Below are 19,853 nucleotides of genomic sequence, written 5' to 3' on the forward strand. Positions count from 1 at the left end.
GCGAGCGCGCGCAGCACCGTGGGACCCGGCGGTGCGGGTCGAGGTGAGCGCCAAGTTCGCGAGCATGCCCACAAGGACAGCGGTTCACACCGGCACTGTCAACTCGATGACCGTTATGTGGGACATGCTTCACCTCATCCGGTTCATCTGAAAGGTGAAAGGTTTGCTCAGGGGGCTTCCGGGACACATGGCGCACAAGCCGGGCGCACAACCCCCGTTGCGACTCCGTGATCCGACTGTGATCAGGTTCGCTTCGGCGTGTGTATCGGAACGGGATCGAACACCGGAGCGTCCTTCCTGGCGCAGGCTCTGCGCGGGATCGGTGCCCCTGTGGGCCTCATTGGTATGTCAAGGTTTAAGGCGATTTGAACACTTTCCGCATGGCCTTGGTTCCGCAGAGTGAATAAGGGACCCAATAGCAGATCTCGGCTTGACTCGCCCGTAGCAGCACACTTGTAATTTCACTCGTGTCGTTCAGCCGGAATCGATAACGGCTGGATCACGGGGACGCGAAAGACAGACGAGGGGCGCACATGACCGAGCTGGTGCAGCAACTGCTGGTCGACGACGCGGACGAGGAACTCGGCTGGCAGGAGCGCGCACTGTGCGCCCAGACCGACCCCGAGTCCTTCTTCCCCGAGAAGGGCGGCTCCACCCGGGAGGCCAAGAAGGTCTGCCTCGCCTGCGAGGTCCGCTCCGAGTGCCTCGAGTACGCCCTCGCCAACGACGAGCGCTTCGGCATCTGGGGCGGCCTGTCCGAGCGGGAACGCCGCCGGCTGAAGAAGGCCGCCGTCTGACCCGCCGTCCGACGGACGGTGCGGCGACCATTACCTGTACGGGCACACGCGCACAGCGGTGGAGAGCGCGGTAACGGCCCGTCACGGGTGGGTTGTCCACAGGCGGCGGGCCGTGGTCCTGCCCAGCCGATAGTGTGGGCGCTCGTCCGAGACGCCCCGCCACTCCCGACAGGCACGGGCGTCCACCGCAGTCCACCGAACCGGGGCCCGTACCTCGATGTCCGTGCACAGCCACACGGCAGCCCAGCAAGACCTCGCTGCCACACCTGAGTTCCCGCGTCACGTGGTGACCGCGGTCCTCGTCGCCCACGACGGAGCCCGCTGGCTGCCCGACGCGCTCGCCGGGCTGCTCGGCCAGGAGCGCCCCGTCCAGTACGCGGTCGCCGCCGACACCGGCAGCGCCGACGACTCCGCCCGGCTGGTCACCGAGGCCCTCGGCGACGACCGGGTGCTCCACCTCGCCCGGCGCACCGGCTTCGGCCAGGCCGTCGAGGAGGCCGCCCGCACCGCCCCCGTCCTCACCCCGGACGACCTGGCGTACCTGAGGCGGCCCAGCGGCTGGGACCCCGTCACCCGCACCTGGCGCGACGACGCCTACGACCTGCCGGAGCTTCCCCACGGAGAGCCGGTGCAGTGGCTGTGGCTGCTGCACGACGACTGCGCACCCGAACCCGACGCCCTCGCCCAGCTGCTGCGCGTCGTGGACACCGAGTACGAGCTCGGCCGCGACGACGTCGCCGTCGTGGGCCCCAAGCTCCGCGGCTGGTACGACCGCAGGCAACTGCTGGAGGTCGGCGTCTCCATCGCCAACTCCGGCCGCCGCTGGACCGGTCTGGACCGCCGTGAGCAGGACCAGGGCCAGCACGACCACGTCCGGACCGTCCTGTCCGTCTCCACCGCCGGCATGCTGATCCGGCGCGACGTCTTCGAGCGCCTCGGCGGATTCGACCGCCGGCTGCCCCTGATGCGCGACGACGTCGACCTGTGCTGGCGCGCGCACGCCGCCGGTCTCCGCGTCCTCGTCGCCCCCGAGGCGGTCGTCCGCCACGCCGAGGCGGCCTCCCGCGAGCGCCGCGCCGTCGACTGCGCCGGCCGCACCACCGCCTCCCCGCACAAGGTGGACAAGGCCGGCGCCGTCCACACCCTCCTGGTCAACGTCCGCACGGCCGTGCTGCCCTGGGTACTGCTGCGCATCGTCGTCGGCACCCTGCTGCGCACCCTCGCCTATCTCGTCGGCAAGGTGCCCGGACAGGCACTCGACGAGATCCGGGGCCTGCTGAGCGTCCTGCTGCGCCCCGAGCGCATCGTCGCCGGACGCAGGGAACGCGGCCGCCCGCAGGTCGAGAAGGACGAACTGCGCGCCCTCTTCCCGCCGCCCGGCGCGACCGTCCGGGTCACCGTCGAACAGGTCGCGGGCAATCTCGTCGGCAGCTCCGACGCCGAGACGGCCACCGGCGCCGGACGCCACGGCGGCGGCATCGAGTCCGGACCCGGCGGCGACGACGCCGACTTCCTGGAGATCGAGCAGTTCGCCCGCCTCAAGCGCATCGCCCGCAAGCCGGGCCCGCTGCTCTTCCTGGTGCTGCTGCTCGTCTCCCTGGTCGCCTGCCGCGCCCTGTTCGGCAGCGGCGCGCTGGCGGGCGGCGCCCTGCTGCCCGCCCCGGCCGACGCCGGCGAGCTGTGGTCGCGCTACACCGACGCCTGGCACACGGTGGGCACCGGCGGCACCGCCTCCGCACCGCCCTACCTCGCGCTCGTCGCCGCGCTCGCCTCCCTGCTGCTGGGCTCCACCGGCCTCGCCGTCACCCTGCTGCTGGTCTGCTCGGTGCCCCTGGCCGGCGTCACCGCGTACTTCGCGTCCCGCCCGCTGGTCATGTCCCGGCTGCTGCGCGCGTGGGCGGCCGTCGCCTACGCCTTCCTGCCCGCCGTCACCGGCGCCCTGGCCGGCGGCCGCGTCGGCACCGCCGTCCTCGCCGTGCTGCTGCCGCTCATCGCGCGCGCGGGCGTCGCGGCGGCCGGCCTCTCCCACTCCACGGGGGCCCGCGGCAGCTGGCGGGCCACCTGGGCGTACGCGCTGCTGCTGACGATCACCACCGCCTTCACGCCCGTCGTGTGGCCCGTCGCGCTGCTCCTCGGCGTCGGCGTCCTGGTGCTGCGCCGCGGCGACCTCACGGCGTACGGGCCGCGCTTCCTCGCCCAGCTCGGCACCCCGCTGCTGCTCCTCGCCCCCTGGTCGCTGTCGCTGCTCCCGTTCGGCTTCCTCGACGAGGCCGGCCTGGAGTACGGCGCCTCGGCCGCCTCCGCCCTCGACCTGCTCGGGGCGAGCCCCGGCGGCCCCGGCACGGTCGGCGGGCTGGTCCTCATCGGCATCGTGCTCGCCGCGCTGGCCGCCCTGCTGCGCTCGGAGCGGCAGTCGGGCATCCGCGCGGCCTGGGCCGTCGCCCTGGTCGCCCTGGTCTTCGCGGTCCTCTCCAACCGCTCCGTCTGGGCCGGACCCGCCACCCTCGTCTACGGCATCGCCCTGCTCTCCGCGGCGGCCCTCGGCGCCGACGGGGCACGCTCGCGCGTGGCCGAGCAGAGCTTCGGCTGGCGCCAGCCGGTCGCCGCCCTGATCGCCCTCGCCTCGGCCGTCGGACCGCTGATCGCCGCCACCGGCTGGATGATCGGCGGCGCCGACGGACCGGTGGAGCGGCGCGACCCCGTCCAGGTGCCCGCGTTCGTCGCCGAGGAGAGCCGCACCCACGACCAGGCCCGCACCCTCGTCCTCGACAGCGACTCCGCCACCCACGTGAGCTACACGCTGGTGCGCGGCTCCGGCGCACGCCTCGGCGACGGCGAACTGGCCGCCGGGGACGGCGGGAACGACGGACTCGACAAGGTCGTCGCCAACCTCGTCGCCGGTTCCGGCGCCGACCAGGCCGACCAGCTCGGCGGCTTCGCCGTGCGCTACGTCCTCGTGCACAAGGGCGCGCCCCGCGAGGTCACCCGCGTCCTGGACGCCACGCCCGGCCTCAACCGGCTCAGCCAGCAGGACGGCAGCGGCCTGTGGCGCGTGGACCAGGAGGTCGCGCGCGCGACGATCGTCACCGGCGAGGGGGCGGACGCCGAGGCGCCGCAACCCGTGGCGGCCGGTCCCGTCGAGATCCACACCGAGATCCCGTCCGGCGCCGACGGACGCGTGCTGCGCCTCGCCGACACCGCCGCCGAGGGCTGGACGGCGACCCTGGACGGCACACCGCTCACCCGCACCACCGTCGACGGCTGGGCGCAGGGCTTCGAACTCCCCGCCGCCGGCGGAAAGCTGGCCGTCACCTACGACGCCCCGTTCACCCACACCGTCTGGCTCTGGGCCCAGGGCCTGCTCGCCGTGGTCCTGGTCGTCCTCGCCCTGCCCGGCAGGCGCCGCGACGTCGACGACGACCTGCCCGAGGAGCAAGTCGTCGCCGCCGAGGCCGTCGAGGGCGAGGGCCGCCGCGCCCGGCGACTGCGGGCGCAGGCAGAGGCGGAGGCCGAGGCCGAGGCCGGCGCGGCCGCCGAACCGGTGGCCGGGCAGGACATCTCCCCGGAGGGCGCCCCGCCCCCCGGGACCCCCGCGGCGGTCCCGCAGCAACCGGCGTACGGCGCGTGGGACACGCCCGAGTACACCGACGCCGCCCACGGCTCCTACGACCCGTACGGCGGCGATCAGTACCGGAGCGCGCCCGCCTACGACCCGGCCGCCTACGCACAGCAGCAGCCGTACCAGGGCGACCCGTACCAGGGGGACGCCTACCAGGGCGGCCAGGGCGGCCAGTACGAAGCGGGGCCGTACGACCCGTACGCCTACGGCGATCCGTCCGACCCGTCCCAGGCCGGGCCGTACGACCCCGCCTACGGCCAGGGGTACGGCCAGGGCGGATACGACACGCCCTACGACCCCTCGCAGGCCCACGACCCGCACGGCACCGGCAGTGAGCGTCCCGACGGGAGCCAGCAGTGAAGCGCACCACCCTGTCCCTGATCGCCGGCACGGCGGCGCTCGCGGCCGTCACCGGGTTCGCGGCGGTGTCCACCCCGGACGCCACCGGTGCGGACACCGCCGAGCCCGCCGCCCGGCTCCCCGTAGAGCGCACCACCCTGTCCTGCCCGGCGCCCAGCACCTCGGACCTCGCCGAGACGGCGTACACCTCCTTCACGCCCGTCGTGAAGGGCGCCGACAAGAAGGGCGAGGCCGCCCTCACGACGGCGGCCGCGGGCGCGGCGTCCGGAGACGCGGAGGGCGGGGAGGCCGAGGGCGGGGAGAAGCCCGAGAAGCCCGTCGTGCAGCCGGGGGCGCCCGGTGTGCCGGTCGCCGGGAAGACCTCCGGGGCCGAGACGCCCGCGCTGATCGGGACCGCGACGGGGAGCCACGCCCCCGGCTGGACCGTGCAGCAGACCACGGAGGTCGCCGCGGGCACCGGCCGGGGACTCCAGGGCGTCGACTGCGCCGCGCCGGACACGGAGTTCTGGTTCCCGGGAGCGGCCACGGCCGCCGACCGCACCGACTACGTGCACCTGACCAACCCCGACGACTCCGCGGCCGTCGTCGACATCGAGCTGTACGGCAAGGACGGCGCCTTGAAGACCACGGTGGCGGACGGCGTCACCGTGGCGCCGCACGCCAGTGAGGCGCTGCTGCTGTCCACGCTCACCGACGTGAAGGAGCCCGACGTCACCGTGCACGTCACGGTGCGCAGCGGACGGGTCGGTGCCGCGGTGCAGGCGCTGTCCGACAAGACCGGCGGTGACTGGCTGACCGCGGCCGCGGACCCGGCCGGCGAGCTGGTGCTGCCGGGCATCCCCGACGACGCCACCGCCGTACGCCTGGTGCTGTTCACGCCCGGTGGCACCGACGCCGACCTGAAGGTGCGGCTGGCCTCACCGACCGGACCGATCACGCCCGCCGGGAACGAGACGGTGCACGTGAAGTCCGGCATGACGACGGGCATCGACCTCGGAGAGGTCACGCGCGGCGAGGCCGGGTCGCTGATGCTGACGCCGACGGGCCGGTCGGTGCCGGTCGTGGCCGCGGTCCGGGTCGTGCGGGGCGAGGGCGCGGAGCAGGAGTCCGCATTCATCCCCGCCGCCCACCCGGTCGGGGCGCGCGCGACGTCGGCGGACAACCGCGCCAAGAGCACGACGCTGTCCCTGACCGCTCCCGGCCGGGCGGCGAAGGTCAAGGTCACGGCGTCGGCGGGCACCGAGGGCGGCACGACGGCGACCAGGACGTACACGATCAAGGGCGGCACGACCCAGGACGTCGAGGCTCCGGTCCCGGCGGGTCTGGAGGGCACCTACGCGCTGACCGTCGAGACGGTCTCGGGCGGCCCGGTGTACGGGTCCCGCACACTGACCGGGCAGGACGACGACGTCGCGTCCTTCACCGTGCAGACCCTCCCCGACGACCGGGGGACGGTCGCCGTACCGAACGCGGACGAGGACCTGGCGGTGCTGCAGAGGTAGCGGGCCGCGCGAGCGGCGGGCCCGCGGCTCCCGGGGGGCCGCGACCGCCCGCTCAGTCCTCCCCGTACCGCGGGTCCACCGTCTCCGGCGTCAGCCCGAGCAACTCCGCGACCTGCTCGACCACCACCTCGTGCACGAGCGCCGCCCGCTCGTCCCGCCCCTTCGTCCGGATCTCGACCGGCCGCCGGTACACGACCACCCGTCCCCGACGTCCGTCCCGCGAGGGCTCGGCGGTCCCCAGGGGCACCGCCTCGTCGTTCCACGGCTGGTCGGCGGCGCCGTCCAGCCGCGGCACCTCCAGCACCAGGAAGTCGATGTCGGCGAGCTGCGGCCAGCGCCGCTCCAGGCGCTCCACGGAGTCCTGCACCAGGTCCGCGAAGACCTCGCCGCGGCTCGCGGCCAGCGGTACCTGCGGAGGTGCGATCGGGCCCCGCATGCCCCGGCCGTGGCGGTCACGGCGGCGGGGCCCTGGGCGGCCGGTCTCACGGGGCGTCACGGGGTTGTCCATCACCGCTGAAGGGTAGTCCCCGCCGGGTCCGCGCGCCGGACCGCACACGCGCACCGGCCCGCGCCGCGGTGCCTGGCAGGACGTGTCGCCCGATGACCGTTCCAGCCAAGGTTGGGCTCGATTCCGCATCTCTCCGCGACCGGTGACCTCAAGGCATATGTCGCTGTTCGTAGCGGTTCGCGACCGACCCCGCGGCGGCCGAACCCCCGGCGAACCAACGTCCGTGCAGGTCACAGCGGTGCGCCCGGAGTGTCGTGTGGGGCGTTTCACACCACGACACGGTGGTGTGACCTGGTGGGGAGTCGTCGCGGCCCGCTCAAGAGTGCGGTACCGTCCAACATCGTGAGCCCTGTACGTCGCTGTTCGCGCACCGCCTGCGGCCGTCCCGCCGTCGCGACGCTGACGTACGTCTACGCCGACTCGACCGCGGTCCTCGGCCCGCTCGCCACCTACGCCGAACCCCACTGCTACGACCTGTGCGCCGAGCACTCCGAGCGCCTCACCGCCCCGCGCGGCTGGGAGGTCGTCCGCCTGCTCGATGGTTCGGCCCCGGCCCGCCCCAGCGGTGACGACCTGGAAGCGCTCGCCAACGCGGTGCGCGAGGCGGCCCGCCCTCCAGAGCGGACGGCCGAGGCCGGCCGCGGTCCGCGGACGGCCGATCCGATGGAGGTCGCGCGCCGCGGCCACCTGCGCGTCCTGCGCTCGCCGGACAACTGAGCCACTGCTGCGCCTTCGGCTCCTCCTGCGCCTTCGGCTCCTCCTGCGCCTTCGGCCACTTTTGCATCTCGGCCACTCCCGCATCTTCGGCCCCCTGCGAACACACCCGTTGCCGCACACCCATTGACGTCGTCTTGTCGCGGACACGACCATTCCGGATGTCACGAGAAACCGCTTTCACATAGCGGAATCCGGGGAGGCGCCCGTGTACGTCCAGGAACTGGAACCCGTCGCCGGTTCCCTCGGCCTGTCCGCCCTGGTGGCGGCCCTGCCCCTGCTGATCGTCCTCGTCCTGCTGGGCGGCGTCCGCATGAAGGCCCACCTGGCGGGCCTCACCGGCCTCCTGGTGGCCGTGCTCGTCGCCTGGCTGGCGTACGGCATGCCGCTGGGCCAGACTGCCTCCAGCGCCGCCCAGGGAGCCGCGTTCGGTATCTTCCCCATCCTGTGGATCGTCGTGAACGCCCTGTGGGTCTACCGGATGACCGTCCGCACCCGGCACTTCGACATCCTGCGCCGCTCCTTCGGACGGCTCTCCGACGACCCCCGCATCCAGGCCCTGGTCGTCGCCTTCTGCTTCGGCGCCCTGCTGGAGGCCCTCGCCGGGTTCGGCGCGCCCGTCGCGATCTGCTCGGTCATGCTCGTGGCGCTCGGTTTCGACCCGGTGCGCGCGGCGGTCGTGGCGCTGGTGGCGAACACCGCGCCGGTCGCCTTCGGCGCGATGGGCACCCCCGTGGTGACGCTGGCCCAGGTCACTGGCCTGCCCCTGGACGACGTCGCCTCCGTGGTGGGCCGTCAGACCCCCCTGCTGGCCCTCGTCGTCCCCCTGCTGCTGGTCGCCCTGGTCGACGGACGCCGCGGCCTGCGTGAGACCTGGGTACCCGCGATGGCCTGCGGAGTCGCCTTCGCCGTCGCCCAGTTCGTCGCCTCCAACTACTTCTCCGCCCAGCTCGCCGACATCGCCGCCGCCCTCCTCGGCGCCGGTGCCCTGGTCGCCGTGGAGCAGGCCCGCCGGCCCGCCGCCGAGCCCGTCCGCGCGGCCGTGCTGACCGGCGCGAGGAGCGAGGAACTGGACGAGGACGACCCCCGCCGGGAGGTCCTGCGCGCCTACGCGCCCTACGCCCTGATCGTCGCCGTCTTCTCCGTCGCGCAGATCCCGGCGGTCAAGGACTGGCTGGCGCGGGCGACCCGGACGTACGACTGGCCCTTCCTGGACGTGGCCGACCCCGCGGGGAACCCGGTCGCCGGCAACGTCTTCTCCTGGCCGATCGTCTCCACCGGCGGCACCCTCGTCCTGCTCGCCGGCCTGGCCAGTGCCGTCGTCCTCGGTGTGCACGCGCGCGTGGCGCTCAAGGAGTGGCTCGCGACCGTGCACGAGCTGCGGTTCGCCCTCCTCACCGTCACCTCCGTACTGGCCCTCGCCTACGTCATGAACCTCTCCGGGCAGGCCGCCACCATCGGCCACTTCGTCGCGGCGGCCGGCGCCGGGCTGGCGTTCCTCTCGCCGGTGCTCGGCTGGTTCGGCGTCGCCGTCTCGGGTTCCGACACCTCCGCCAACGCGCTCTTCGGCGCCCTCCAGGTGACCGCCGCACGGGAGTCGGGGCTGTCACCCGAACTGCTCGCCGCCGCCAACAGCTCGGGTGGCGTCCTCGGCAAGATGATCTCCCCGCAGAACCTCACCATCGCCTGCGCGGCCGTCGGACTCGCCGGCCGCGAGGGCGACCTGCTGCGCAAGGTGCTGCCCTGGAGCCTCGGCCTGCTCCTCGTCATGTGCCTGATCGTGGTCGGGCAGTCCACACCGGTCCTGGGCTGGATGCTGCCCTGACCCGCCCTGGCCTTCGGGAACCGCCCGGCGCCCGCTCCGTGGTTACGGGTAGTTTGTGGGCTCCGACAGGACTTGAGGAAAGGCTGGCCGTGGCTGCTGATCTGTCGCAGATCGTGAAGGCGTACGACGTGCGCGGTGTCGTCCCGGACCAGTGGGACGAGACGCTGGCCGAGCTGTTCGGCGCGGCCTTCGTCGAGCTGACCGGCGCGCGCGCCGTCGTGGTCGGCCATGACATGCGGCCGTCCTCCCCGGGCCTCTCCGGTGCCTTCGCGCGCGGGGCCGCGGCCAAGGGCGCCGACGTCACCCTGATCGGCCTGTGCTCCACCGACCAGCTGTACTACGCCTCCGGCGCGCTGGACCTGCCGGGCGCCATGTTCACCGCTTCGCACAACCCGGCCCGGTACAACGGCATCAAGCTCTGCCGCGCGGGCGCCGCCCCCGTCGGCCAGGACACCGGCCTCGCCGAGATCCGCGCCCTGGTCGAGGGCTGGAGCACCTCCGGCGCCCCGGAGCCGGCACCGCGGCCGGGCACCGTCACCCGGCGCGACACGCTCGCCGACTACGCCGCACACCTGCGTTCCCTGGTCGACCTGACCGCCATCCGCCCGCTGAAGGTCGTCGTCGACGCGGGCAACGGCATGGGCGGCCACACCGTCCCCTCGGTCTTCGCCGGCCTGCCCCTCGACCTGGTGCCGATGTACTTCGAGCTGGACGGCACCTTCCCCAACCACGAGGCCAACCCGCTCGACCCGGCCAACCTCGTCGACCTGCAGAAGCGCGTCCGCGAGGAAGGCGCCGACCTCGGCCTCGCCTTCGACGGCGACGCCGACCGCTGCTTCGTCGTCGACCAGGACGGCGACCCGGTCTCCCCCTCCGCGGTCACCGCCCTCGTCGCCGCCCGGGAGCTGGCCCGCAACGGCGGCAAGGGCACCGTCATCCACAACCTGATCACCTCCTGGTCCGTCCCGGAGGTCGTGGCGGAACACGGCGGCACACCGGAACGCACGCGCGTGGGCCACTCCTTCATCAAGGCCGAGATGGCCAGGACCGGGGCCATCTTCGGCGGCGAGCACTCCGCGCACTACTACTTCCGCGACTTCTGGAACGCCGACACCGGCATGCTGGCCGCCCTCCACGTCCTCGCCGCGCTCGGAGGCCAGCAGGGTCCGCTGTCCGCCCTCGTCGCCGAGTACGACCGCTACGCGGGCTCCGGCGAGATCAACTCCACCGTCGCCGACCAGGCGGACCGCCTCGCCGCGATCAGGGCCGCCTACGAGGGCCGCGACGGCGTCACCCTCGACGAACTGGACGGCCTGACCGTCACCGCGGCCGACTGGTGGTTCAACGTCCGCCCGTCCAACACGGAGCCCCTGCTGCGCCTCAACGCCGAGGCCCGCGACGAGGCGACGATGGCGAGGGTCAGGGACGAGGCCCTGGCGATCATCAGGGGCTGAGGTCGGATGGGGAGAGGGTCGCTCCGCGGGCCTTTGTCCTTGGTCCACCCGTCAGCGCACGTTTCGGGTGGCGAATGGGCATAGGCCGGGGGTCCAGGGGGCGGAGCCCCCAGGCGGGGCTGCGGCGGACGGCGCCCTCACCGCCGACCCCCACCACGCCCCCACCGGCGGTACCCTGACCAGCACATCCGCACAAGCCCCACCGCCCCGAAGGGAACCCCCATGCCGCTCGAAGCCGGCCTCCTGGAGATCCTCGCCTGCCCGGCCTGCCACGCCCCCCTCCAGGAGCGGGACGCGGAGCTGATCTGCACCGGCCAGGACTGCGGCCTGGCCTACCCGGTCCGCGACGGCATCCCCGTCCTCCTCGTCGACGAGGCCCGCCGCCCCGCATAGACGAGGCCCGCCGCCCCGAACAGACGCCGGTCAGGCGCCCGCGCAACCGAACGTACGCCCCGGCGATCGGAGACTGCCGCCATGCTCGACGAATCGCTCCTGGACGCCCCGGAGCGCCTCACCGAAGCCGACCGCCGCGGCCTGCTCCGCGGTGCCGCCGAGGCCGGCGCCCGCGTACGCACCGCCGCCCGGCACGCCGCCGAGGCCGGCGTCGGCGACCTCCGGCCCGACGGCCGCCCCCGCGCCGTCCTGATCGCCGGTCCGGGCGCCGCGGCCACCCACGCCGCCGACCTCCTCGGCACCCTCGCCGGCGCCGGCAGCCCGGTCACCCGCCTCGCTCCCACCGGCGTCGCCCCCGCCGCGGGTGCCCTGCACTGGGAACTGCCCGGCTGGGCCGGCTCCGTCGACCTCCTGCTGATCGCCACGCCCGACGGCACCGAGCCGGGCCTCGCCCTGCTCGCCGAACAGGCCTACCGCAGGGGCTGCACGGTCGTCGCCGTCGCCCCCGCCCGGACCCCCCTCAGCGATGCGGTGAACGGCTCGCACGGCCTGTTCATCCCGATGGCGACCGCCCCCTACGACCACGACGAACCCCTCGCCGGCGCCGCCCCCGGCGTCCTGTGGGCGCTGCTCACCCCACTCCTCGCGCTGCTGGACCGCACCGGCCTGCTCGAAGCGCCGCCCGACGCCATCGAGAAGGTCGCCGACCGCCTCGACCGCGTCGCCGAGCGCTGCGGGCCCGCCGTCGTGACCTACAGCAACCCCGCCAAGACCCTGGCGGCCGAGCTGGCCGAATCCCTCCCCGTCGTATGGACCGAGGGCACCTCGGCCGGACCGGCGGGCCGCCGCTTCGCCGCCGCGCTCGCCGAACTCTCCGGCACGCCGGCCGTCGTCGCGGAACTCCCCGAGGCGCTCGACGCGCACCACGCCCTGCTCGCCGGCCGGCTCGCCGCCGGTGCCGACCCCGACGACTTCTTCCGCGACCGCGTCGAGGAGGCCCCCGCCCTGCACGCGCGCGTGGTGCTGCTGCGCGACCGCCCCATCGGCGGCCTCTCCGCCGCCCCGGGCGCGCGTGACCTGGCCCTCGGCCACGACACGCCGATCAGCGAGCTGGAGCCGGGACTGGGCGACGAGCTGGAGACCCTCGCCGAACTGATCGCCGTCACGGATTTCGCCGCCGTTTACCTGGCGCTCGCCTCGGGCGCCTGATCTCGTACGCACCCTCGCGTACCTCTTCTTCGTACGCACCAGACACGCCCTGGACACGCACCGGCAGAGAGAGCCCATGGACCGCCTCGACAACACCGTCCGCCCCTACGCCTGGGGCTCCACCACCGCGATCCCCGCCCTCCTCGGCACCGAGCCGACCGGGCAGCCGCAGGCGGAGATGTGGATGGGAGCCCACCCCGGCGCCCCCTCCCGCACCGGCCGGGGCACCCTCGCCGAGGTCGTCGACGCCGACCCCGAGAAGGAACTGGGCGCCGCCTCCGTGGCCAGGTTCGGCCCCCGGCTGCCCTTCCTCCTCAAACTCCTCGCCGCCGGCGCCCCGCTCTCCCTCCAGGTCCACCCCGACCTCGCGCAGGCCAAGGCCGGCTACGCGGACGAGGAGCGCCGAGGCGTCCCCCTGGACGCCCCGCACCGCAACTACAAGGACGCCAATCACAAGCCCGAACTGATCTGCGCCCTCACCGAGTTCGACGGCCTCTGCGGCTTCCGCGCCCCCACCGAGACGGCCGACCTGCTCGACGGCCTCGGCATCGCCTCCCTCAAGCCCTACGTCGACCTGCTGCGCGCGCACCCCGAGGACGCCGCCCTGCGCGAGGTCCTCACCGCGATCCTCACCGCGGACCCCGAGGACATGAGCCGCACGGTCACCGAGACCGCGGCCGCCTGCGACCGCCTCGGCGGCGCCTACGCGCCCTACGCCGACATCGCCCACCACTACCCGGGCGACCCTGGCGTCCTCGCCGCCCTGCTCCTCAACCACGTCCGGCTCCAGCCCGGCGAGGCCCTCTACCTCGGCGCCGGAATCCCGCACGCCTACCTCGACGGCCTCGGGGTCGAGATCATGGCCAACTCCGACAACGTCCTGCGCTGCGGCCTCACCCCCAAGCACGTCGACGTCCCCGAACTCCTGCGCATCGTCCGCTTCGAGGCCGGCGACCCCGGCATTCTGCGCCCCGAGGCGTCCCCCGACGGCGAAGAGGTCTACGAGACCCCGATCGACGAGTTCCGCCTGTCCCGCTGGGTCCTCCCCGAGGGCTCCGGCACCCGCCGACTCACCCGGGACACCCCGCAGATCCTGCTCTGCACCGCGGGTACCGTGCGCGTGGGCGAACACGAACTCACCCCCGGGCAGTCCGTTTTCGTCGCCGCGGGAGAAAAGGCCGAAGTGTCCGGAACAGGCACCCTCTTCCGCGCCACCGTCCTCGTCTGACACACGTCTGACGGGGGAACGACGGGGCATCCGGCACTTCGGGGCCCGCGCGGGCTGCAACAATGGCGCACCGCACAGGAGGGGCAGAGCCGCGACCGGCCGAGCCCCCACCGGCGTACGGACGCAGACGAAGGCGAAGGGACAACGCGACACATGAGCGCGTCAGGCGGAACCAAGGCGATCGTGGCGGCACTGGTCGCCAACCTCTCGATCGCGGTAGCGAAATTCGTGGCGTTCCTCTTCAGTGGATCGTCGTCGATGCTCGCCGAGTCCGTGCACTCCCTCGCCGACTCCGGCAACCAGGGACTCCTGCTCCTCGGCGGCAAGCGTGCCCAGCGCGCCGCCACCCCCCAACACCCCTTCGGCTACGGCCGCGAGCGTTACATCTACGCGTTCCTCGTCTCCATCGTGCTCTTCTCCGTCGGCGGCATGTTCGCCCTGTACGAGGGCTACGAGAAGATCAAGCACCCGCACGAGATCGAGCACTGGTACTGGCCGGTGGGCGTCCTGGTCTTCGCGATCATCGCCGAGACGTTCTCCTTCCGGACCGCCATCAAGGAGTCCAACACCCTGCGCGGGAAGAAGTCCTGGAAGGAGTTCGTCCGCCACGCCAAGGCCCCGGAGCTGCCGGTCGTCCTCCTGGAGGACCTCGGCGCCCTCGTCGGCCTGATCCTCGCCCTCGGCGGTGTCGGCATGGCCCTGCTCACCGGCGACGGCGTCTGGGACGGCATCGGCACCCTCTGCATCGGCGTACTGCTCATCCTGATCGCGCTGGTCCTGGCCGCCGAGACCAAGTCCCTGCTGCTCGGCGAGGCCGCTGGCATCGAAGCCGTCCAGCAGATCGAGGGCGCGATCGTCGCCGGCGACACGGTCACCGGCATCATCCACATGCGCACCCTCCACATCGGCCCCGAGGAACTGCTCGTCGCCGCCAAGATCTCCGTCCGCCACGACGGCACGGCCACCGAGATCGCCTCCGCCATCGACGCGGCCGAGGCCCGCATCCGCGAGGCCGTCCCGATCGCCCGCGTCATCTACCTGGAGCCGGACATCTACAGCGAGACCGAAGCCGCCAAGGGCGCCGACCGCGAAGCCGCTCCCGGCGGCCCGAGTGCGCCCCCCGCGGCCCACTGACACCCCCGCACCCGCACCGCCCGGGGCCCGCCGAACCACTCGGCGGGCCCCGTCGGCTTCCCCCCTCACCACACCCCTGACCCCCCGGATACGTCCGGAAGTGTTCGGAGGCGGACTGGGGACGGGCGGCACCACCGGTGTAGCTTGGGACGGAGCCAGACGTCGCTGCTGATGGCGGTCGGGCGGTCCGCCAATCGGACCGGCCGAGGGAGAGAGGGCCTCCGACGGACTGCGCTGCGCGTACGCGGGCATGCCTGTGTCCTCCCCTGGGCACCCCTGTGTCCGCCGTCGCGCAGGTCAGCCGTACCCACCTCGCCCCAACACCGAGGAGCAGCTCGCAATGACGACTGTCGACAACCGACAGGACTTCAAGGTCGCCGACCTCTCCCTGGCCGAGTTCGGCCGCAAGGAGATCACCCTCGCCGAGCACGAGATGCCCGGCCTCATGGCGATCCGCAAGGAGTACGCCGAGGCCCAGCCGCTCGCCGGCGCCCGCGTCACCGGCTCCCTGCACATGACCGTGCAGACCGCCGTGCTCATCGAGACCCTGGTCGCCCTGGGCGCCGAGGTCCGCTGGGCCTCCTGCAACATCTTCTCCACCCAGGACCACGCCGCGGCCGCCATCGCCGTCGGCCCGAACGGAACGCCGGACGACCCGCAGGGCGTCCCGGTCTTCGCCTGGAAGGGCGAGACGCTGGAGGAGTACTGGTGGTGCACGGAGCAGGCCCTGACCTGGCCGAACACCCCCACCGGCGGCCCCAACATGATCCTGGACGACGGCGGTGACGCCACCCTCCTCGTCCACAAGGGCGTCGAGTACGAGAAGGACGGCAAGATCCCGTCCGTCGACACCGCCGAGAACGACGAGCACCGCGTCATCCTCGAACTCCTCAACCGCACCATCACCGACGGCTCCCAGAAGTGGACCCAGCTGGCGTCGGAGATCCGCGGCGTGACCGAGGAGACGACGACCGGCGTCCACCGCCTGTACGAGATGCACCGCGACGGCACCCTGCTGTTCCCGGCGATCAACGTCAACGACGCGGTGACGAAGTCGAAGTTCGACAACAAGTACGGCTGCCGCCACTCCCTGATCGACGGCATCAACCGCGCCACGGACGTCCTCATCGGCGGCAAGACCGCGGTCGTCTGCGGCTACGGCGACGTGGGCAAGGGCTGCGCGGAGTCGCTGCGCGGCCAGGGCGCCCGCGTGATCATCACCGAGATCGACCCGATCTGCGCCCTCCAGGCGGCGATGGACGGCTACCAGGTCACGACGCTGGACGAGGTCGTCGACAAGGCCGACATCTTCGTCACGACGACGGGCAACAAGGACATCATCATGGCCGCGGACATGGCCAAGATGAAGCACCAGGCGATCATCGGCAACATCGGCCACTTCGACAACGAGATCGACATGGCCGGCCTCGCCAAGATCCCCGGCATCGTCAAGGACGAGGTCAAGCCGCAGGTCCACACCTGGACCTTCCCCGACGGCAAGGTCCTCATCGTGCTGTCCGAGGGCCGTCTGCTGAACCTGGGCAACGCCACCGGCCACCCGTCGTTCGTGATGTCCAACTCCTTCGCGGACCAGACCCTGGCCCAGATCGAGCTGTTCACCAAGCCCGACGAGTACCCGACCGACGTGTACGTGCTGCCCAAGCACCTGGACGAGAAGGTCGCCCGCCTCCACCTCGACGCCCTCGGCGTCAAGCTGACCACGCTCCGCCAGGAGCAGGCCGATTACATCGGCGTCAAGGTCGAGGGCCCGTACAAGGCGGACCACTACCGCTACTGAGCCCGCGGCGCAGTGGGCGGGTACGCGTCGTGCACCGACACGCACCCGCCGACTGCCGGCTCCTTCGAGACAGGCCCCCGCACCCCCGTGCCGGGGGCCTGTCCCGTCGGCGCCTCAGCGGCCGGACCAGCAGCCCGTCACCACCCAGGACCTCCATGCCCCGCGGCCGGTATTCGCTCCACGATCCGCACGACCACACCCCCCTCGGAGAAGAACACTTCCAGTGCGCCCCCGGCCCCTCCGGCTGGCGCTATGTCTCCCGGCTGACCACGCCCGCCGGGAATCACCAGGGCTCCGTCGACCTCGCTCTCGACGAACTCGGCCGCCCGATCCGCCTCGAACTCCACGCCGCGAGCTGGCAGGTGCGGGGCGCGGCCATCGACGGCGTCACCTGGGTCCGTACCGACCCCACCGGAGTCCACGCCACCGAAGGCAATGTGCGCGCCCACGCCTTCACCGGCTCGTCCCCGGCCTTCCTCGTCGCCATCGCCCGCCTCCTGCGCCTCACCCCCTCCGGGTCGGCCACCCGTGTCCGCCTCCTGGCCCTCACGGACCCGGTCCTCGCCCCCCGCACCGTGGACCAGTCCTGGGCCTTGCTGGACAGAGAAACACACGCCACTGACAACGGCCCTCTGACCGTGGACGCGTACCAGGTCACAGCCCTGGACACCGGCGAACAGCACGCCGTGCACCTCGCCGGCGACGTCGTCCTCGCGGCCCCCGGCGTCGAGTTGGAGGACCTGGAGTCACCGCCGTCCGTGTTCCCGTGAGCGTCCGGCGACGAGTCCCGCGTGGACACTCCGGCGCCACCCGCTCCGCCTACGCCGGGGGCACGAACCCGGTGCCGGAACGGCCGTCCGACGGCCTCTCCCGCGTCACCTCGGGCCCGCCTGCCCGCACGGGTCCAGCCGGCGGCACCGCGGGAGGACCAGCCGGCGGCACCGCGGAGGGCGCCGCCCACGGCGCCGGCGGTGCCGCCGGGGAAACGTACGGAGGAGAGGCCGCAGGCGCCGTCACCGCGGGCCCTCCATCCCCTCGCGCCGCCCCGAAAGCCCGCCGCGCCTCCCGGACCTGCCGCTCCTGCACCACCGCCGCCAGATAAGCGGCCGGCGGGACCCCGTGTGGCGCCGGCGCCCCCGTACGAGCCGCCACATCGGAGGCGAGCCGTTCCGCCATGGTCCAGCCGACCCGGGGGTCCAGCTGCCCCATCCGTGTCAGGCACTGACGGACGGCGAGCCACAGATCGTCCGGCACCGCCGACAGGTCCAGCTCGGCGAACCGACCGGCCAGCCAGGGCGGGGGCGGCGGCATGAAGCCCGCCGGCGCGACGGGTACCCGCTCCCGCACGACCAGGGTCCCCGCGAACACGTCGCCGAGCCTCCGCCCCCGCGCCGAGACCAGCGAGGCGATACAGGCGACGACGCCGAACGTCATCAGGATCTCGATCACCCCGATCAGGCCCCGCACCAGAGAGTGCCGGAACCGGACCGGCCCGCCGTCGTCCCGTACCACCCGCAGACCGCAGGCCATCTTCCCGAGCGAGCGCCCATGGCTGAGCGTCTCCACCGCTATCGGACCGCCCACCAGGACGAGGACGAAGGCCGCGATCGACAGCGCGGTCTGCGCCGCCACGTCCAAGGAGGCGGTGGACGCCACCAGGGCGACGGTCACCGCCACGTAGACGGCCACGGCCACGGCCAGATCGAGCAGGACGGCCAGCGCCCTGCTGGGCAGCCTCGCGGGACGCAGCTCCAGCGCCACCGCCTCACCCGTCACCAGGTCACTCACGCCTGCCGCCCTTCCCCTCACCGCCCCCGTCCCCGCCAGTCTGCCAAGCTGAGGACACACCGCGCCGCAGTACGACAAGCTGATCCACGACGAGCCGCTGACGATAGCCGAGGAGCAGGCACACCGATGGACCTCGACGTCTTCGTCTCCGCCCACCGCGCGGAGTGGGACCGCCTCGACGCGCTGCTCCGACGCCGACGCCGACTGACCGGCGCCGAGACGGACGAACTCGTCGTCCTGTACCAACGCACGGCCACCCACCTCTCCCTCATCCAGTCCAGCGCGCCGGACCCGCAGCTGACCGGGAGGCTCAGCCAGTTGGTGGCCCGCGCGCGCAGTGTCGTGACGGGCACCCGCAGGGCCTCCTGGCGCGACGTCACCCGTTTCCTGGTCCGGCAGTTCCCGGCCGCCGTCTACCGGGCCCGCCACTGGTGGGTCCCCACAGCCCTTCTGTCGACCGCTGTCGCGGCGCTCCTGGGCTGGTGGATCGGCACCCACCCGGAGGTGCAGTCCACGATCGCGGCGCCCGGCGAACTGCGCGAGCTGACCCGCCCCGGCGGCCAGTACGAGACGTACTACTCCAGCAACCCCGCGGCCTCCTTCGCCGCTCAGGTCTGGACGAACAACGCGTGGGCGGCCGCGCTCTGCCTGATCCTCGGGGTCTTCCTGGGGCTGCCCGTCATCTGGATCCTGTTCCAGAACATGCTCAACCTGGGAGTCGGCTTCGGCCTGATGTCGTCGGCCGGCCGCCTCGACACCTTCCTCGGCCTCGTCCTCCCTCACGGCCTGCTCGAACTGACCGCCGTCTTCGTGGCCGCCGGTACCGGTCTGCGGCTGGGCTGGACCGTCATCGACCCTGGCCCACGCACCCGACGCACGGCCCTCGCCGAAGAAGGCCGAGCCGCCATCGGCATGGCGATCGGCCTCGCCCTGGTCCTCTTCGTCTCGGGTGCGATCGAAGGCTTCGTCACCCCTTCCGGCCTGCCCACCTGGGCACGCATCACCATCGGGGTCGTCGCGGAGCTGGCCTTCCTCGCCTACGTGTACGTCCTGGGCGGACGCGCCGCGCGTGCCGGTGACACGGGCGACGTCGAGGCCTCCGAACGCAGCGCCACCGTGCCGACGGCCGCCTGATGTGCATCGGCCCCCGTCGAGCTGCTAGTGTCCTCTTCGTTCCCGCAAGAGCCGTTGACACGGAGCGAGCGGGGAGGTAGATTCAAACAGTTGCCTGGAGATGGGTTCACCCCAGAGGGCAACGTTGAGAACCTATCTGCTTCCTCCCGAATCATTGAATTCGACGAAGCACTCTCCCGATTAATCAGAAAGAACGGCCGGTCAGACCGGCCCGGAACGTCTGATAAAGTCGGAACCGCCGGAAAGGGAAACGCGAAAGCGGGAACCTGGAAAGCACCGAGGAAATCGGGTCGGGAAGATCTGATAGAGTCGGAAACGCAAGACCGAAGGGAAGCGCCCGGAGGAAAGCCTGAGAGAGTCTCTCGGGTGAGTACAAAGGAAGCGTCCGTT

General features: G+C 72.8%; 15 protein-coding genes. 13 read left to right on the forward strand and 2 right to left on the reverse strand.

Features of this window, described 5'->3' with window-relative positions:
• The first annotated feature begins 533 nt into the window (after positions 1-533).
• The 3 genes from ACGF5T_RS09435 (at position 534) to ACGF5T_RS09445 (ending at position 6,278) form a co-directional block, all read left to right on the forward strand.
• Positions 534-797 carry a WhiB family transcriptional regulator gene (locus tag ACGF5T_RS09435; RefSeq protein ID WP_003975777.1) on the forward strand — a complete coding sequence of 88 codons (264 nt, stop codon included), beginning with the start codon at positions 534-536 and terminating at the stop codon, positions 795-797.
• 217 nt (positions 798-1,014) lie between these two features.
• Complete coding sequence (locus tag ACGF5T_RS09440) at positions 1,015-4,776, forward strand: glycosyltransferase family 2 protein (RefSeq protein WP_366766757.1); 3,762 nt, start codon at positions 1,015-1,017, stop codon at positions 4,774-4,776.
• Entirely contained in the window at positions 4,773-6,278 is a 1,506-nt protein-coding gene (locus tag ACGF5T_RS09445) for a DUF5719 family protein (protein WP_366766756.1), read from the forward strand. The genes ACGF5T_RS09440 and ACGF5T_RS09445 overlap by 4 nt, the downstream gene beginning before the upstream one ends.
• Positions 6,279-6,330: 52 nt before the next feature.
• On the opposite strand, the gene ACGF5T_RS09450 is transcribed toward ACGF5T_RS09445, so the two are convergent.
• Positions 6,331-6,786: a metallopeptidase family protein gene (locus ACGF5T_RS09450; protein ID WP_356609088.1), complete on the reverse strand. Its 456-nt coding sequence runs from the start codon at positions 6,784-6,786 to the stop codon at positions 6,331-6,333.
• Between the two features lie 294 nt (positions 6,787-7,080).
• Here ACGF5T_RS09450 and ACGF5T_RS09455 point away from each other — a divergent pair, with 294 nt between their 5' ends.
• The 9 genes from ACGF5T_RS09455 (at position 7,081) to ACGF5T_RS09495 (ending at position 17,311) form a co-directional block, all read left to right on the forward strand.
• The gene (locus ACGF5T_RS09455) at positions 7,081-7,503 is read left to right on the forward strand and encodes a DUF3499 domain-containing protein (protein WP_356608744.1); all 423 of its coding nucleotides are present in this window, start codon (positions 7,081-7,083) and stop codon (positions 7,501-7,503) included.
• 205 nt (positions 7,504-7,708) lie between these two features.
• The gene (locus tag ACGF5T_RS09460) at positions 7,709-9,325 is read left to right on the forward strand and encodes an L-lactate permease (RefSeq protein WP_366766755.1); all 1,617 of its coding nucleotides are present in this window, start codon (positions 7,709-7,711) and stop codon (positions 9,323-9,325) included.
• A gap of 89 nt (positions 9,326-9,414) precedes the next feature.
• On the forward strand, positions 9,415-10,779 hold the full coding sequence (locus tag ACGF5T_RS09465) for a phosphomannomutase/phosphoglucomutase (RefSeq protein ID WP_366766754.1): 1,365 nt from the start codon (positions 9,415-9,417) through the stop codon (positions 10,777-10,779).
• 222 nt (positions 10,780-11,001) lie between these two features.
• Positions 11,002-11,172, forward strand: a complete 171-nt coding sequence (locus ACGF5T_RS09470; RefSeq protein WP_356608738.1) for a Trm112 family protein — start codon at positions 11,002-11,004, stop codon at positions 11,170-11,172.
• Between the two features lie 81 nt (positions 11,173-11,253).
• Complete coding sequence (locus ACGF5T_RS09475) at positions 11,254-12,381, forward strand: SIS domain-containing protein (protein ID WP_366766753.1); 1,128 nt, start codon at positions 11,254-11,256, stop codon at positions 12,379-12,381.
• Positions 12,382-12,457: 76 nt separating this feature from the next.
• Positions 12,458-13,609 carry a mannose-6-phosphate isomerase, class I gene (gene manA / locus ACGF5T_RS09480; protein WP_366766752.1) on the forward strand — a complete coding sequence of 384 codons (1,152 nt, stop codon included), beginning with the start codon at positions 12,458-12,460 and terminating at the stop codon, positions 13,607-13,609.
• A gap of 153 nt (positions 13,610-13,762) precedes the next feature.
• Positions 13,763-14,743 (forward strand): cation diffusion facilitator family transporter, encoded by a 981-nt coding sequence (locus ACGF5T_RS09485; protein ID WP_356608732.1) that lies wholly within the window; start codon positions 13,763-13,765, stop codon positions 14,741-14,743.
• 340 nt (positions 14,744-15,083) lie between these two features.
• A complete protein-coding gene (ahcY, locus tag ACGF5T_RS09490; RefSeq protein WP_366766751.1) occupies positions 15,084-16,541 on the forward strand; it encodes an adenosylhomocysteinase in 1,458 nt (485 codons plus the stop codon).
• 155 nt (positions 16,542-16,696) lie between these two features.
• A complete protein-coding gene (locus ACGF5T_RS09495) occupies positions 16,697-17,311 on the forward strand; it encodes a hypothetical protein (RefSeq protein ID WP_356608728.1) in 615 nt (204 codons plus the stop codon).
• A gap of 49 nt (positions 17,312-17,360) precedes the next feature.
• On the opposite strand, the gene ACGF5T_RS09500 is transcribed toward ACGF5T_RS09495, so the two are convergent.
• A complete protein-coding gene (locus ACGF5T_RS09500) occupies positions 17,361-18,329 on the reverse strand; it encodes an RDD family protein (protein WP_366766750.1) in 969 nt (322 codons plus the stop codon).
• A gap of 126 nt (positions 18,330-18,455) precedes the next feature.
• Between ACGF5T_RS09500 and ACGF5T_RS09505 the strand changes: the two genes are divergently transcribed.
• Positions 18,456-19,463, forward strand: coding sequence for a stage II sporulation protein M (locus ACGF5T_RS09505; RefSeq protein WP_361013586.1), 1,008 nt, complete (start codon positions 18,456-18,458; stop codon positions 19,461-19,463).
• Positions 19,464-19,853: the final 390 nt, after the last annotated feature.

It is taken from the genome of Streptomyces sp. NPDC047853 (genome assembly GCF_043204535.1).
Taxonomy (GTDB): Bacteria; Actinomycetota; Actinomycetes; order Streptomycetales; family Streptomycetaceae; genus Streptomyces.